Consider the following 15,121-nt stretch of genomic DNA (forward strand, 5'->3'; position numbering starts at 1 on the left):
TTTGGTCCGTTCGTCTAGGGGTTAGGACGCCAGGTTTTCATCCTGGTAACAGGGGTTCGATTCCCCTACGGACTACAGAAAAAAATAGTATAGACTTAATAAAATATTTAAAAAATGGCAAATCATAAGTCAGCTTTAAAAAGAATTAGAAGTAACGAAAAAAAGAGAGTATTAAACAGATATCAGCATAAAACTACACGTAACGCGATTAAAGCTTTACGTTTGATTGAAGATCAAAAAGATGCTGCTGATAAATTACCTGTAGTTGTTGCAATGATTGATAAATTAGCTAAGAAAAATATCATTCATGCTAACAAAGCTTCTAATTTAAAATCTAAATTAACAAAACACGTTGCTGCTTTATAAGAAGCAATAGGTTGTGTTTATAGAAGACATACACTAAGCTCTCAATTCCATGAGGGCTTTTTTTGTTTGTACTATACATTTCAATTAATACTAATATAATTTTAAAATCCTTATATGACACAAATTAGGAATATTGCAATTATCGCACACGTTGACCATGGTAAGACTACAATGGTGGACAAAATATTACACCACTGTCAGTTATTTCGTGAAAATGAAACTTCTGGAGAGTTGATTTTAGACAACGAAGATATCGAAAGAGAAAGAGGAATTACAATCGTTTCAAAGAACGTTTCTGTAAGTTATAAAGGAACTAAAATTAATATTATCGATACTCCAGGTCACGCGGATTTTGGTGGTGAAGTAGAGCGTGTATTGAATATGGCTGATGGTGTTCTTTTAATCGTAGATGCTTTTGAAGGACCAATGCCACAGACTCGATTCGTATTACAAAAAGCAATCAGCTTGGGATTAAAACCATGTGTGGTTGTAAACAAAGTAGATAAAGAAAATTGTACGCCAGAAGAAGTACACGAAAAAGTATTCGACTTGATGTTTGAATTAGGTGCTGAAGAATGGCAAATGGATTTCCCTGCTGTTTATGGTTCTGCTAAAAACAACTGGATGTCTACAGATTGGAAACAACCTACTACGACTTTAGAACCATTGTTAGACATGGTTTTAGAACATATCCCAGCTGCAGAAGTAAGAGAAGGTACTCCGCAGATGTTGATTACATCTTTGGATTATTCTACTTTTACAGGACGTATTGCTATTGGTCGTTTACACCGTGGAATCTTAAAAGAAGGAATGAATATTTCTTTGATTAAGAGAGATGGTAAAATCGTTAAATCTAAAATTAAAGAATTACATACATTCGAAGGTTTAGGTCGTAAAAAAGTAGCAGAAGTACATGCAGGTGATATCTGTGCGGTTGTAGGAATCGAAGGATTTGAAATTGGTGACGTTATCGCTGATTTTGAAAATCCAGAAGCATTGCCAACAATCACAATTGATGAGCCAACAATGAGTATGTTGTTTACAATTAACGACTCTCCTTTCTTTGGTAAAGAAGGTAAATTTGTAACGTCTCGTCATATTAAAGATCGTTTAAATAAAGAATTAGAGAAAAACTTAGCGTTACGCGTTAACGAAACGGATAGTGCGGATAAATTTATGGTATTCGGACGTGGTGTATTACACTTATCAGTTTTGATTGAAACAATGCGTCGTGAAGGATACGAACTTCAAATTGGTCAACCACAAGTTATCATCAAAGAAATTGATGGTGTAAAATGTGAACCAATAGAAGAGTTGACAATCGATATTCCAGAAAATTTATCAGGTCGCGGAGTAGAATATGTGACGTTGAAAAAAGGAGAGATGTTGAGCATGGAGCCTAAAGGAGATCGTATGATTATTAAATTTTTAGTGCCTTCTAGAGGTATTATTGGTTTAAGAAATCAATTGTTAACTGCAACAGCAGGTGAAGCAATTATGTCGCACCGTTTCTTAGAATATCAACCGTACAAAGGGGAAATCGCTGGACGTATCAACGGTTCGTTAATCTCTATGGAAAATGGAAAAGCAATTCCTTATTCTATTGATAAATTACAAGACCGCGGTAAGTTCTTCGTTGATCCAAATGAGGATATTTATGAAGGACAGGTAATCGGAGAAAACTCTCGTGGAGATGATATGACGGTTAACGTAACGAAAACGAAAAAATTGACAAACGTTCGTGCATCTGGATCGGATGATAAAGCAAAAATTGTTCCGGCAATTAAATTCTCATTAGAGGAAGCTTTAGAGTACATCCAAAAAGATGAGTACGTTGAGGTAACTCCAAAATCGCTTCGTTTGAGAAAAATCTTCTTGAAAGAAACAGATCGCAAGAGAAATAAAAACTAAACCTATTTAGGTTTTCATAATAAAATCCAGAGGACGTATCCTCTGGATTTTTTTTTTTTTGATAGTACACTGTAAACGCAGGAAAGAGAAAGGATGTCTTGATTTATTTTGGATGAAAAAAGGGGAAAACACCTTTTATTTCAGTTGGTGAATACAGCGTTTGAATTGTGATTAGGCAGAGGGAATAAACGTTTAGAACGTAAGAGATTCATGTTTTTACCGTATCTTTGCCGCGTAATTCTACTTTTAAAAAGAAGAAATTACCAGTAAAATAATTAGTTTGATATGATACAGGATAACCTGGAAAATAAGGCATTAACGGAAGGAAAAGTATTGCCTTTGATGGAGCATTTTTACACCATTCAAGGGGAAGGTTTTTATTCAGGTCATGCGGCTTACTTTATTCGTTTAGGGGGGTGTGACGTGGGATGCCATTGGTGTGATGTAAAAGAAAGTTGGGATGCAGAATTACATCCTTTAACAACGGTTGAAAAGATGGTTGCTGATGCGGCTGCTGTGTCTAATTTAGCCGTTATTACGGGAGGTGAGCCTTTGATGTATAATTTAGATTATCTAACAATGAAATTAAAGGAAGCAGGGCTACAAACCAATATAGAGACATCAGGAGCTTATGAAATGTCTGGTGATTTTGATTGGGTGTGTTTATCTCCCAAAAAAGCCAAACTGCCGACAGCTAGTGCTTATGAAGCAGCGAATGAATTAAAGGTTGTGATTTATAATAAACATGATTTTATTTTCGCAGAAGAACAAGCAGCCAAGGTAAACAAAGACGCTTTACTATTATTACAGACCGAGTGGAGTAAACGAACAGTGATGATGCCGCTTATTATTGAATATGTAAAGAAGAATCCAAAGTGGAAAATTTCCTTGCAAACACATAAATACTTGGATATTCCTTAGTATAGCTTTATATTTACTCCTCCAAAAGAATAATAATTATGAAAAAAATTGTACTCGTAGCTGCGTTTATGTTAGCAGGGCATTTCGGTTTTGCACAAGATGCTGCTTACAAAGCGGATGCTGAAAAATATTTAGAGGTAAGTGGTCAAATGAAAACGTTTGATTATCTAACAGAAGAAATCATGCAAAATATTCCGGAAGGAAAAAGAGCTGAATTTAAAAAAGAATTTGAAGTTAGCTTGAAAGATTTCAAAACAAAAATGGCTGAAATCTATATGCAAGAGTTTACGCATGGTGAAATCAAGGAATTAATTAAGTTGTACGAAACTCCAATTGGAAAAAAATTATACGAAAAAAACAAAGTTTTGTATGATAAAGGTCAAATCGTTGGAACGGAATGGGGAATGGGATTACAAGGAATGATGATGAAATACATGGAAATGTAAATTGAAATAACAAAAAAAGCCTAAGCATATGCTTAGGCTTTTTTTGTTATTAGTTGTTAATAGTTAATCGAGCTAGATAGTCGAAATTTTCTCCTTCGTATAGTATTTCACAATTTAAACCACAGCCATGTGCCGCGTTTTGAAGTGTGTTATAATCTAAATATAACCACGGAAAGGCGTCTTCTGTTTCTCCTTTGTATTCCACGCTAAAAACTAATTCCCCATAGTAGTCTTTGTTATCCATCGGGATCCATTTTCCTCCGTCTTCATCTTCGTCAAACATATAGATCAAATCCGAACTGTCGATTAAGATTTGCCCATTCGGACATAGTAATTGTTTCAAATGCTCCAAATAAGTTGTGATATGAATCAATCGTCCAAAAATTCCCGTGCCATTCATCAATAAAAGAATCGTGTCATATTGTTCGTCTTTCAGGTCGAGTATATTTGCTATTTTAGCGTTTTTCACTCCTCTCAATTGACAAGCTTCAATGGCCTTTGGAGAAATATCGATGGCCGTAACCTCCAACCCTTTTTCCTGTAAATAAAGAGCATGTGATCCTGCACCACAACCCACATCCAGAATTTTTCCCTTACTGTGTTTCAGAGCAATTTGCTCTAGTTTTGGCATGTTTTTATGAGAACGAAACCAATAAGAAACCTCCATTTCCTCCGCTTCTGATATATCGGTTTCCGTAAGAATTACCGCTGGTTTTTGGGTAAGTTGATAATCTAATATGGCTTGGCCAATGAGGTCTTTCATTTTTTTGCTGATTTTTGATCTATAAAAAAGGGAGTTGTTGTAATTTTGTCATCCAAAATATAAAGGAATGAATAAAATACTGCAACAGCTTCCAAAGTTAGCCAAAGATAAGCATAATGAGAATAAAAAGTATTTTGCGAAGCTGCAAAAGAAAGCGCCAAAGGATTTGGATTATCAAATGCAAGAAATCCACAACGCAGTATTTAAAAAAACCGATTGTTTGTCTTGTGCCAATTGTTGTAAAACAACAGGACCTCTATTTACCAGCGCAGATATAGAGCGAATCAGTAAACATTTGCGACTCAAACCCCAACAATTTATCGATCAATATTTGAGAATAGACGAAGACAATGACTATGTATTGCAACAAGTGCCTTGCACGTTTTTGGATGCAGAAAATTATTGTATGATTTATGATGTTCGTCCAAAGGCTTGTAGAGAATACCCTCATACGGATCGTAAGAAGTTTCAACAAATTGCTAATTTAACCTTACAGAACGTAGCAATTTGTCCAGCTGCTTATGAAGTAGTGGAGCAAATGAAAAAGAAAATTGTGGTGAAATAAGGAGAATTAAATAAAGAAATAATCCTCTTCCGCATCTTCAAAAAGAGAAGAGGCTTCTTCGGTTAAATCTTCTATTTGAGTCGAAAAATAATCAATGATATCTAGAATGACTTCTTTTATTTTTTCAAAAATGCTCAAAGCATCATCTAAATAATCTTTGATTAATTGAAAGAAGTCCAGTATTCCATCCACTAACTTCACAATATATTCTCCTACATTCATAACGCAGTTTGTTTTAGTTTTACTCAAATGTAAGTAAAAAAAATAAGTCGTTGAGTTTCGATTTGCAAATTAACTCAACCAATCTTTCAAATCTGCAATTTGAGCTTTGCTGACAAAAATAGGGGATTGGTCCTCACTTTGTACGTTTAAAACCAGTTCTATTTTCTGACTTGTATGTCGAATCACTTCTTTAATTGCGTGAATGTTAACAATAAAACTGCGATTAATTTTAAAGAAAATTTTGGTATCAAGTTTTTCAATCACATCTTTAAGTGTATCGTCATAAATAAAGCGCTCATCCTGAAAGGTGTGTAGAAACAAGTGTTTGCCTGAGGCAAATAAATAAGCGATTTCACTCGTTTCTATCGATTTTAGTCGATGACCATCGTGAATCAAAAAGCGATCTTTGAGCTTCGTGTTTACAGTTTCAGTTGTCGTTTCTAATTTAGAAGGTTGTTCCTCTTGCAAGTGTTTGGTAATGGTAACGTATTTGAGGAGAACCTCGTCTAAGGCATCTTTGTCAAAAGGTTTTAGAATATAACCGATAGCAAACTGTTTAAAGGCTTCAATAGCGTAGTTGTCATAGGCAGTAATGAATACCACTGGACTTTTAACCGCTATTTTGTCGAAGATTTCCAAACTCTTTCCATCTCCTAAGTGAATATCCATAAAAACGAGGTCTACGGAATGTTGAAAAAAGAAGGTCGTCGCCTCTTTTATAGAGGAAAGCATGACAATATCACTAACCGCAACGGGAAGGATGTCTTGTGTAAGTAATAATTTCTTTAGATAATTAGCTGCTAGAGCTTCATCTTCAACAATGGCTATGCGCACCTCTTTTTTTTTTGTAAAAGTACTAAAAAGTTAGGCGTTCTAAAAATGAGATTTTTTTTGCAAGTGAAAACCCATAAAAAAAAGCTACCATTTCTGGTAGCTTTCGCAGTGTTACCGCTTATAAATTTGGGTTGTTTTCTCTTGCTTTTCTTGGGAAAGGCAAGGTATAACGCGGATCGTTTTGATGTAATATAAATTCTTCATTACCTAATCGGTGAACGATTTTCTTTTGATCTAATCTTCTCAAGTCAAACCAACGCTGACCTTCAAAAGCAAATTCTCTGAATCGCTCCTCTAGGATGAATTTTTTGTATGCTGTTTGATCGAATGATTTTAGTTGTTCTACTACCGCAGGAATAGCTTCAGCTTTATAACGATTCTCGATAATCGGCTGTAGGGTAGCGGTTGCTTGATCTAATTGGTTTAAGAAGATTTGAGCTTCTGCTTTGACGAAGTACAACTCAGCTGTACGGAACGAAATTTTTGTATCTCCATTTCCAGTTTTAACCAAAACTAAATTTCCATTTACATCATCAAAAGAAGAAGTATAACGAAGATCGTTTGCTTGATCATAACTTGATTTTAACTCTTCAGAGGCAAAAACAAAAGATTTATAAGATGTTTTAAATACATCTTCTAAATTCATAATGGATTCTACGGATTTGAAATGAGCTACAGATTCCTTTGTATCTGCATTTAAGTTTTGTAAGGTGTTTTTGATTGCCAATGCATTCTCCGCACTTACAATTGCAGCTTCGTATTTCTTTTGATATAGATTTACACGTGCTTCTAAGGCAAAAAGAGCCAACTTTGAAAAACGGTAGTTTGTACCTGCATCATACGTAGCTACTTTTAATTTCGCTTTAGCAGCATCGATATCCAAATGAATCTGGTTGTATACTTCTGCTACGGTTGATTTCGGTCTTTTGCTATCTAAATCTACTTCGTTTAAGATGACAATACCCGGTTCTGTGGCAGCTGTCGCTGGATCATACGGTTTAGCAAAGAAGTTTACTAGATCGAAATAAGCCAGGGCACGTAACGCATGAGCTTCACCTAACAGTTGCTCTTTTGCGTCTCCCGTTTGCATCGTTCCTGTACCATCGTTGATGGTTTGATTGGCGTAGAAAATAACCTTGTATAAGTCTTGGTATCCATATTCTCTGGTTCCATCACTTGGGCTCTGATCGTTGTATACAAATACATCGCGAATTTCTGCGAAGTCACTGTTGTCTATTACAGGAGGAACTTGAACTTCATCTGTTCGTATAGTCGTTAGAGCCTTATGACGTGGGTACGCAAAGTAAGCCGACGTCATCAATTTTCTATAATCATCCGTTGTTTTGGGAATAATTTTTCCTTCTGGTTCTATATCTAAGAATTTATCACAACTTGCAGTGGACAAACCTAAGCTTAGACATCCGATAAATAAAAAAAGTTTTTTCATAATGTGCAAAGGGTTAGAAGGTTATGTTTAATCCTAAAGTAAATGATCGCTGAATTGGTTGGGCGTAAATGTTTCCGTACGTTTCTGGGTCAAAGTATCCTTTGTAATCGGTTCCGAACACAAATAGGTTTCTTCCTTCAACGGTAAAACGCACATTTTCTAAACGCATTTTATCTAATACTGCTTTAGGTAAAGTATAACCTAAACGCAAGCTGCTAATACGCAAATAACTTGTTTCTTTTGTCCAAATATCTAGATAGTTGTAATAGTTAATTGGTGCTCCACCGTAATCAAACCACTTCGTTAACATCCAATTATCTGTTCCATCATAAGCGTCATTTCCTGTTAATCCTGGTAAAGTTCCTCCTGTGTTGATTGGCGTCCACATATCTAAGATATCTCTTGTGTAGTTTCGTCCTGGATCAACTAATGCTGAGTTATAAGCAGGTGTACGCGTTACCATTTGTTTTAGATTGAAAGCTGCTGAGATAGTGAAATCAAAATTGTTGATTTTAAAAGTATTGATGATACCTCCCGTAAATTTAGGATCTCTATCTCCTGCATAAGTAAATAAATCTCTTGATTGCTCAGGTGTCAATTTAGAGTCAACCATATAACCTGGCATGATGTCTTCCCATGAATCGTATAATTGGAAGAATTCTTTAGCCGATACTTTCTCTCCTCCTTGCCAGAATAAAATATTTCCTTTCTCATCTAATCCTGCAGTTTTCAATACAAAAGCAGCATTTACAGCATGACCTTCTCTTGATGGTAAATATTCCCCATCGTTTACTTGGATACGATCAACTCTACTCTTGTTGTGTGCAAAGTTGAATGTGGTTGTCCACGAGAAGTTAGGACGTACGATGTTTCTTGTTGTTAATGAAATCTCGTATCCTTTGTTGCTTACTTGTGCCCAGTTCATGTTGGTAAATTCAAACCCTGTTTCAAAAGGCAAAGCACGTAAACCAATTAAATCTGTACTCTTTCTGTTGTAGGCATCAAATTCAATAGCAATTCTATTGTTGAACATGCCTAAATCAAAACCAAAGTTTGTATTGGTTGTTTTTTCCCATCTTAATGTACCATTAGGTAAGTTATTTACCTGAATAGTATTTTCTGGATAACCTGGTAAGATAGAAGAAGTATTGTATTCTCCAATTACGAAAGGAGAGGTGGTACGATCCACATTTCCTTGTAAACCATAAGAAGCACGTAGACGTAAATTGCTGATAAAATCAACGTTCTCCATGAAGTTCTCATTCGATACTAACCAAGAACCAGAAACAGCCCATAGAGGTAAATATCTATATTTTGGATCTACTCCGAATAAGTTTGAACCATCATATCGTACACTTCCAAATACGGTATATTTTCTGTCGTATGTATAAGAAGCTGTTGCGAAGAAAGAAGCATAAGCGTCTTCTCCTTTTGTTCTTCTATACGTTTCGTATTTCTTTTGTGTTGCCTCAGAGTTTCCTGGAGGGAACAAAATCGGATTTGTAGTTAAAGTCAACGGATCATAACCAAAACCTTTGGATTTGATTTGCTTTCTTTCTTCTTTTCGGATTTCCATACCAGCCATAACATCTATCTCATGTAGATCATTGATGATAGTATTATACATCGCTTGGGTTTTCCAGTTGTATTGGAAGTATTTATCCGAGAAGTTTTCAATAATTCCACCATCGGGTAAGAAGTATTTGAATTCTTTTGTAGCACTGTCATAGTATCTCGTGCCTTCTCTGAATTTACGCGTATTATAGGTTTCCTTACCTAAGTATTTCTCTGTATCACTGTTGTCAATTTGTAAACCCAATTGAGAAGTGAATTTCAAGTCATCTAAGATTTGATAATTAATATCAAAAATAGCTTTCAACGATTGATTTTTTAATTCGTAGCTTGTATTTTGTCTTTCTTCTAAAAAGTTGAACGGAATATAAGCATCTCCAAAACCATTGATATCTGGATCATATTGAAAACTACCATCCTCATTGTATGGTTTTAAATAAGGGTTTGCATTTCTTGAGTAGTTTGCTGGATTTACACTTGCATCAGCATCGGCGATGAAGTTGGTTTTATTGGATTGTGTTCCGAATAAAGCAACTCCAGCAGTTAATTTGTCTGTCAAGTGAAAATTGTTTTTCAACGTAATATTGTAACGCTCAAAACCAGTTCCAATGGTCGTTCCTTCTTCATCGTAGTATCCTAAGGAGAAGTAGTAATCCGCAAGATCACCTCCACCAGATAAGCTTAAGCCGTATTGTTTATTGAACGTAGGACGGTATAATTCTTTTCCCCAGTCTGTATCTACTAATCTCAAGCGATTGATAGCATTTTGACTTTCTTGGGATAAGGAAGCAAATCCGCCATTTCTATAAGCATCTAATTCGTTATTTCTATTTAAAATACGCGCAACTTCCCCTTGACGTGAGCGGGCATTATCGATATCTGCTCTACCAGCAAGCATCAATTCTAAATCCACTTTTTCAGATGAATTCATCAAGTTTAATTTCGAAAATTGAGGGCGTTCATTCACGAAAGTATTCGCTGTAAAGTTTACTTTCATCGAACCTTTTTTTCCTTTTTTTGTTGTAATAACAATTACACCATTCGCCGCTCTAGCTCCGTAAATAGCAGTAGCAGAAGCATCTTTTAAGATGGTAATATCCAAAATGTCATCTGGGTTTAAACCTGCGATAGAGAAGTTTTGCAATTGATCGATATTGTCTTTATCGTTAAAGTTAGGTACATTATTTCCTTCTAACGGCATTCCATCAATTACCCATAATGGATCTTGTGGACCGTTTAAAGACGCTGTACCGCGGATTCTGATTTTCGCTGGTCCACCAGGTGCACCTGTAGGAGTTGTAACAGCAACCCCTGCAATTTGTCCAGCTAACATTTGATCCACACTGGCAACTCCCGTTTGCTCGATATCAGCCATGCTAATTTGAGCCACAGAAGAGGTTAATTTTCGTTTTTCAATCGTTTGATACCCGGTAATGACAACTTCATTTAAGATGTTTTCATCCGTCCCTAAAGCCACATTATAATGCGTTTTTGTTGATAAATACACCAATTTTGAAGCATAACCAATAAAGCTTACGCGAATGGCATTGGTTTCTTTTGGTACTTCTAGGGTAAAGTTACCATCAAAATCAGTCATTGTTCCAATACTTGTACTCTCAATGATTCCCTTCTGACCCGTTTCTGTCGATACACTTTGTGTTTCAACAATAACAGATGCTCCTGGTAATCCCGATTTGTCGCTCGCATCTTGAACAAAACCTGTAATCGTTCTTTTCTCTTGCGCTAGTGTAAGAGTTAGGGTAAAGAACGAAAATAAAAGAAATAGTTTTTTCATTTTATTAACTATGTAAGGTTGTTAGTTTATATACCTAAAGCTTGATTAATTCTGTTTGCTAAATCAGCGTAGTGCGCTCTTGTCGCTGCATCTCCTGATTTCGCTTTTTTACTCACAAGTTTTTCAATGGCGAATAATTCCCCTTTCTTGTAACTGGTTACCTCTGACACGCGTTTCATTACCGTATAGTTGATGTTTCTCGCCTGATTGTCATTCAAAGAAACACGACATAACGTTGGCATTTGCAAAGTTGGCTCAAGAATTAATCCTTTTTTGTTCGTTTTTTCAAATAGTTTATTCACATCAATAATCAACGCATCCACGTAATTTTTCTGTGTCATTCGCTCTAAAATCGACAGTGATTTCCCTTTTTTAGTAGGAGCAAAGATTTCACTTCTCAATTGATTGAATAGGTCTTGAATCGTATACACTTTTTCCCCTTTCGTTTGCGCTTGTAAAGCTTCACTTTCTAATAGACGAAGTAAGCGCTCATCCATTAACATATGGTAAATGGCTGTATACTGTAATTCTCTTGCTAAAGAGTATGGTGAATATTCATATGGACCAACCGGAGAATCCTTTAAGCTGTACGTTTTTTCATTGATGTCATTGAAAAATAACCAGTTTGGAATTGTGAGTACGTTTTTACTCAAATATTCAACGGCTCTTTTTTGTGTTTCGTAAGGCACGGGTTGATATGCTTTTTTGTTGTTTCCGTATACAGCATGATCTAAATAAACACCACCAATGTTTGACAAAACATGTTGATTATACATTTGCCATTGTCCAATAGCACCCATGTATAATTTTCCAGCTTCATAGTAATCTTCTCCTTGGTCGTAGGTCCATGAAATGATATTATCTACTACTATTTTTAAATTTTTTAATCCATATTCACTTGCTTTCATTGCGTCATTTCCTAAATCTTCCGATTGAGATCTTGGATCAACGATATTCAAGTAACTTTGTTGTTCTCCATAAAAGTACATCGGATCATCTTGGTGATCTTCAATCATTTTACGCAGTGCTTTTTTCTCTTGTTCTTGTGTTGGATACCAACGGTATCCCCATTCAATGGCGTATTTGTCGTATAATCCGATTTGAGGAGTAATGGCTGTTACTTTATCCTCAGGTTGTGCCACATAATTGTAACGCGCGTAATCCATAATAGAAGGAGCTGTTCCTCCCATTTGATCTGTAAATGTTTTAGAACGCAGAGAATCTACAGGAAAAGCAAAAGAAGCACCCATATTGTGTTTCAATCCAAAAGTATGTCCAACTTCGTGTGAAGAAACAAAACGAATCGCATCACCCATATGGTCATCACTGAATTTATTTGCTCTTGCTTTTTCGTCAATTGGCCCTGTTTGGATGCGCATCCAACTGTGTACCGAAGTCATTACGTTGTGCCACCAAATAATATCTGACTCGATAATCTCTCCACTGCGGGGGTCAATAACTGAAGGGCCCATAGCATTTGATTTTGGAGAGGCAGCATACGTAATTACAGAATAACGTACGTCGTCAATGTCAAAATCCTTGTCGTCTTCTGTTGGCTCTTTAGCAAGAATGGCGTTTTTGAATCCCGCTTGCTCAAAGGCGATTTGCCAATCGTGTACACCAGCAATGATTTTTTCTCTCCATTGCGGAGGTGTCGCAGGATCAATATAATAGACAATAGGCTTTTTAGGCTCTACTAATTCTCCGCGAAGGTATTTCTCAATATCCTCTTCTTTAGGCTCCATTCTCCATTTCGTAATGAATTCCTTCTCCTCCATTTTGTGTTGTGCATCGCTGAAGTACCAGTGTTTCTCTGTAAAGTACCCTACGCGTTTATCCGCAATTCTCGGTTGCATCGGTTCTTTAGACAAAAGTACGATATTCGTCGTAACTCCCATAGAAACAGGTACATCACCTGAGCCTTCATTCACAGTCGTTGTCATTAATGATTTCACAACAATATTTTCTGGAAACGTCTTGATTCCCTCGATATACGATAAATTCGTTTTGATGGAAGTAGGTAAGCTCAATCCCGATAAAACGTCATTGAAACTCTTTTGATTTCCATCAAATACTTTGTTTACCTTGATTACAGTCGCAGTAGAATCTGGATTTTGTGTTTCAATATCGAAAACCTCCAAAACGGATTCAATAAAGTTATCTGCCACAGAACGCGTAATTGCATCTTCTTTTGGTGAAGAAACACGTGGCGTTTCCGTTTTTACCCAAATTTTATTCGCTAAGGTGTCTTTGTGAAAAGTAATTAATTTGTTTTCATAGTTCATTCCCTTATTTGCTCCAGCATCATTAATCTCTAAGGGCACTTGTGAAAGTTTGTTTACCAACAAAAACTGACGGTTTAATAAACTATCCGGTATTTCAAAATAAACATCCGTTTTGACTTGAATAACATTAAATAGCCCTTTGGTGTAAGTTCCCTTTTTTATTAAATCAGCGTAATTGTTCTCTTTCGTATCAGTAGAGTCCTTTTCTTTTTCTTTTTCCTTCTCCGCTTTCTTTTCAGTCTTCTTGTCTTTGGCATATAGCAAGCCTGTTGGCGTTTGTGTCAAACATCCTAGTAAAGCTAAAGTACTGATACTTAGTTTAACCGTGTTTCGATTCATTACAATGTTAAGTTTAAGTTAAGTAAGGGATAAAGCTAAAGCAGTTCTAGGTAAACTTAAAATTTTCAGGAATGAGTGGATTTATTTTGGGAGTGAATGGATATTTTAACAATTGAGTAAAGGAAATACACAAATAAAAGTCTCGTTTTGAGAATAGGCTTGATAGGCTTCTTCTTGGTAGTATTGGTAAATTGAAGCAATATAAAATAAGCCAAAACCTTCACTCTCTTCTTTTTGCTCTTTAAGTTGAATGTTATTTACCACAGTTACCTCGTCATTCGTCAATATAATTTGAATAGATAAAGGTGCATCAAATGTAGCAATATTGTGTTTCATGGCGTTTTCCACTGCAATTTGTAGTGCTAAATAAGGAATCTTAGTTTTTATAGGCGCCTGACGTTTATCCAGCACTTCAAAGTGTAACTCTTTGGGAAAACGAATACTTTGTAAGGCAATATATTGCTCAATGAATTTGAGCTCTTGATCCAATTCAACCAAATTGCTGGAAGGCGATTGGATGAGGTAACGATAAGTATTACTCAAATTTAAAGTGAATTTCTGAGCCAATGCACTGTCGAGCGTAATCAGCATATATAAAGAGTTCAGTGAATTGAAAAGAAAATGAGGATTAATCTGATTCTTCAACTGCTTCAGTTGCATCAAAGCCTTCTCCTTGTTCATCTTTTCTTGTTCTACTGCCAGTTTTTCTTTTTCCCTATACGCGCGTTTGCTTTCCTCATTGAAGAAATAAAGCAAAAGCAAGATGATGGAAATCGAACTAATGAAAATTAAATACGTATTGCGCTTTAAGGGAATTACATTTTCATCTACATTAACTTTGGGAAAGTTAATGCTAATGTATCCCTTAAAGGTTTCCGAATCAAAAGACGTAAAGAAACGATAAACTTCGAGTTGTAAGAACTCAGATTGAACAACTTTAGGAACGGATTTATTATTTTTATTTGCCGTAGTATCCTGACTAGTAGTAGAGGAAACCTCAAAGATATTCTTTCCAACTAAATCCAACTCAGGATGGTAAATACAAGTGCCATCAGTTGCAAAAATATAGGCGTAGTTGGGAGTTGTAATATCAATGGTGGTCAAATGCTTGTGTAACTCTTTTAAATCAAAAACAAAACCCGTTAAGATTCGTTGGTTTTCTCGTTCTATGCTGTTCCAACAAACCCAGTATAAGTCGGAATTAATTCGAATAAAGTTGTTGACTGTGGTTCTGTCTTCGTTTTGGATTAATTGCAGTACATATGAATCTTGTACCGTTAAGATAGTACTAGCAGTAAGATTTTGATCCTTGATTTGATTAGTTTCATCTACAACGATATACCAATTATAACCAGGTATATTGTGATAATGTTGTGTTTCATTGAAGACTTTGTATGTAAAACCGAGCTGGTTAAGAGGAGTGGATTGGGCGACATCAGTTAACATGTTTAGTTGATTGTCAATCGATTTAAACTCTTCTTCCAATGCGTTTTTTCGGTGGTTGAAACTTTTTTTAATAATATCTTGATACGTTTCTTCATAACTACTGTTAATGGAAACACTTAGAAATAGCATAGCAATTGAAGTAATACTTACAATGGCAATGGCAATACTCAGAAGTGTCCTACGGGAAAACAGCAGTTGTTTCATATCAA

12 protein-coding genes and 1 tRNA gene are annotated in these 15,121 nt (G+C 35.8%); 6 read left to right on the forward strand and 7 right to left on the reverse strand.

Annotated elements, in window-relative coordinates:
* The first annotated feature begins 3 nt into the window (after positions 1 to 3).
* The 5 genes from HX004_RS16340 (at position 4) to HX004_RS16360 (ending at position 3,644) form a co-directional block, all read left to right on the forward strand.
* Positions 4 to 75 (forward strand) — tRNA-Glu (locus HX004_RS16340).
* Positions 76 to 114: 39 nt separating this feature from the next.
* Positions 115 to 366: a 30S ribosomal protein S20 gene (gene rpsT / locus HX004_RS16345; RefSeq protein WP_002987410.1), complete on the forward strand. Its 252-nt coding sequence runs from the start codon at positions 115 to 117 to the stop codon at positions 364 to 366.
* Positions 367 to 480: 114 nt separating this feature from the next.
* Positions 481 to 2,277, forward strand: coding sequence for a translational GTPase TypA (gene typA, locus HX004_RS16350; protein WP_286443738.1), 1,797 nt, complete (start codon positions 481 to 483; stop codon positions 2,275 to 2,277).
* Positions 2,278 to 2,562: 285 nt separating this feature from the next.
* Positions 2,563 to 3,198, forward strand: a complete 636-nt coding sequence (locus tag HX004_RS16355; protein ID WP_286443739.1) for a 7-carboxy-7-deazaguanine synthase QueE — start codon at positions 2,563 to 2,565, stop codon at positions 3,196 to 3,198.
* 38 nt (positions 3,199 to 3,236) lie between these two features.
* The gene (locus tag HX004_RS16360) at positions 3,237 to 3,644 is read left to right on the forward strand and encodes a DUF2059 domain-containing protein (RefSeq protein ID WP_286443740.1); all 408 of its coding nucleotides are present in this window, start codon (positions 3,237 to 3,239) and stop codon (positions 3,642 to 3,644) included.
* Between the two features lie 49 nt (positions 3,645 to 3,693).
* Here HX004_RS16360 and HX004_RS16365 read toward each other — a convergent pair whose 3' ends face one another.
* Positions 3,694 to 4,407 carry a class I SAM-dependent methyltransferase gene (locus tag HX004_RS16365; protein WP_286443741.1) on the reverse strand — a complete coding sequence of 238 codons (714 nt, stop codon included), beginning with the start codon at positions 4,405 to 4,407 and terminating at the stop codon, positions 3,694 to 3,696.
* A gap of 67 nt (positions 4,408 to 4,474) precedes the next feature.
* On the opposite strand from HX004_RS16365, the gene HX004_RS16370 reads away from it, so the two are divergent.
* Positions 4,475 to 4,972, forward strand: a complete 498-nt coding sequence (locus tag HX004_RS16370) for a YkgJ family cysteine cluster protein (RefSeq protein WP_286443743.1) — start codon at positions 4,475 to 4,477, stop codon at positions 4,970 to 4,972.
* A gap of 6 nt (positions 4,973 to 4,978) precedes the next feature.
* Here HX004_RS16370 and HX004_RS16375 read toward each other — a convergent pair whose 3' ends face one another.
* The 6 genes from HX004_RS16375 to HX004_RS16400 all read right to left on the reverse strand — a co-directional run bounded on the left by HX004_RS16375 (position 4,979) and on the right by HX004_RS16400 (position 15,116).
* Positions 4,979 to 5,194 carry a hypothetical protein gene (locus HX004_RS16375; protein WP_286443745.1) on the reverse strand — a complete coding sequence of 72 codons (216 nt, stop codon included), beginning with the start codon at positions 5,192 to 5,194 and terminating at the stop codon, positions 4,979 to 4,981.
* 69 nt (positions 5,195 to 5,263) lie between these two features.
* Positions 5,264 to 6,028, reverse strand: a complete 765-nt coding sequence (locus tag HX004_RS16380; protein WP_286443747.1) for a LytR/AlgR family response regulator transcription factor — start codon at positions 6,026 to 6,028, stop codon at positions 5,264 to 5,266.
* A gap of 118 nt (positions 6,029 to 6,146) precedes the next feature.
* Positions 6,147 to 7,475 carry a RagB/SusD family nutrient uptake outer membrane protein gene (locus tag HX004_RS16385; protein ID WP_286443750.1) on the reverse strand — a complete coding sequence of 443 codons (1,329 nt, stop codon included), beginning with the start codon at positions 7,473 to 7,475 and terminating at the stop codon, positions 6,147 to 6,149.
* A 13-nt stretch (positions 7,476 to 7,488) separates the two neighbouring features.
* A complete protein-coding gene (locus tag HX004_RS16390; RefSeq protein ID WP_286443751.1) occupies positions 7,489 to 10,842 on the reverse strand; it encodes a SusC/RagA family TonB-linked outer membrane protein in 3,354 nt (1,117 codons plus the stop codon).
* 26 nt (positions 10,843 to 10,868) lie between these two features.
* Positions 10,869 to 13,466, reverse strand: a complete 2,598-nt coding sequence (locus HX004_RS16395; protein ID WP_286443753.1) for a zinc-dependent metalloprotease — start codon at positions 13,464 to 13,466, stop codon at positions 10,869 to 10,871.
* 105 nt (positions 13,467 to 13,571) lie between these two features.
* On the reverse strand, positions 13,572 to 15,116 hold the full coding sequence (locus tag HX004_RS16400) for a sensor histidine kinase (protein ID WP_286443754.1): 1,545 nt from the start codon (positions 15,114 to 15,116) through the stop codon (positions 13,572 to 13,574).
* Positions 15,117 to 15,121: the final 5 nt, after the last annotated feature.

It is taken from the genome of Myroides sp. 1354 (assembly GCF_030324495.1).
GTDB lineage: Bacteria > Bacteroidota > Bacteroidia > Flavobacteriales > Flavobacteriaceae > Flavobacterium.

Coding starts and splice junctions, on each gene's coding strand:
- rpsT (WP_002987410.1), top strand. CDS start 115: ATGGCAAATCATAAGTCAGCTTTAAAAAGAATTAGAAGTAACGAAAAA.
- typA (WP_286443738.1), top strand. CDS start 481: ATGACACAAATTAGGAATATTGCAATTATCGCACACGTTGACCATGGT.
- HX004_RS16355 (WP_286443739.1), top strand. CDS start 2,563: ATGATACAGGATAACCTGGAAAATAAGGCATTAACGGAAGGAAAAGTA.
- HX004_RS16360 (WP_286443740.1), top strand. CDS start 3,237: ATGAAAAAAATTGTACTCGTAGCTGCGTTTATGTTAGCAGGGCATTTC.
- HX004_RS16365 (WP_286443741.1), bottom strand. CDS start 4,407: ATGAAAGACCTCATTGGCCAAGCCATATTAGATTATCAACTTACCCAA.
- HX004_RS16370 (WP_286443743.1), top strand. CDS start 4,475: ATGAATAAAATACTGCAACAGCTTCCAAAGTTAGCCAAAGATAAGCAT.
- HX004_RS16375 (WP_286443745.1), bottom strand. CDS start 5,194: ATGAATGTAGGAGAATATATTGTGAAGTTAGTGGATGGAATACTGGAC.
- HX004_RS16385 (WP_286443750.1), bottom strand. CDS start 7,475: ATGAAAAAACTTTTTTTATTTATCGGATGTCTAAGCTTAGGTTTGTCC.
- HX004_RS16390 (WP_286443751.1), bottom strand. CDS start 10,842: ATGAAAAAACTATTTCTTTTATTTTCGTTCTTTACCCTAACTCTTACA.
- HX004_RS16395 (WP_286443753.1), bottom strand. CDS start 13,466: ATGAATCGAAACACGGTTAAACTAAGTATCAGTACTTTAGCTTTACTA.
- HX004_RS16400 (WP_286443754.1), bottom strand. CDS start 15,116: ATGAAACAACTGCTGTTTTCCCGTAGGACACTTCTGAGTATTGCCATT.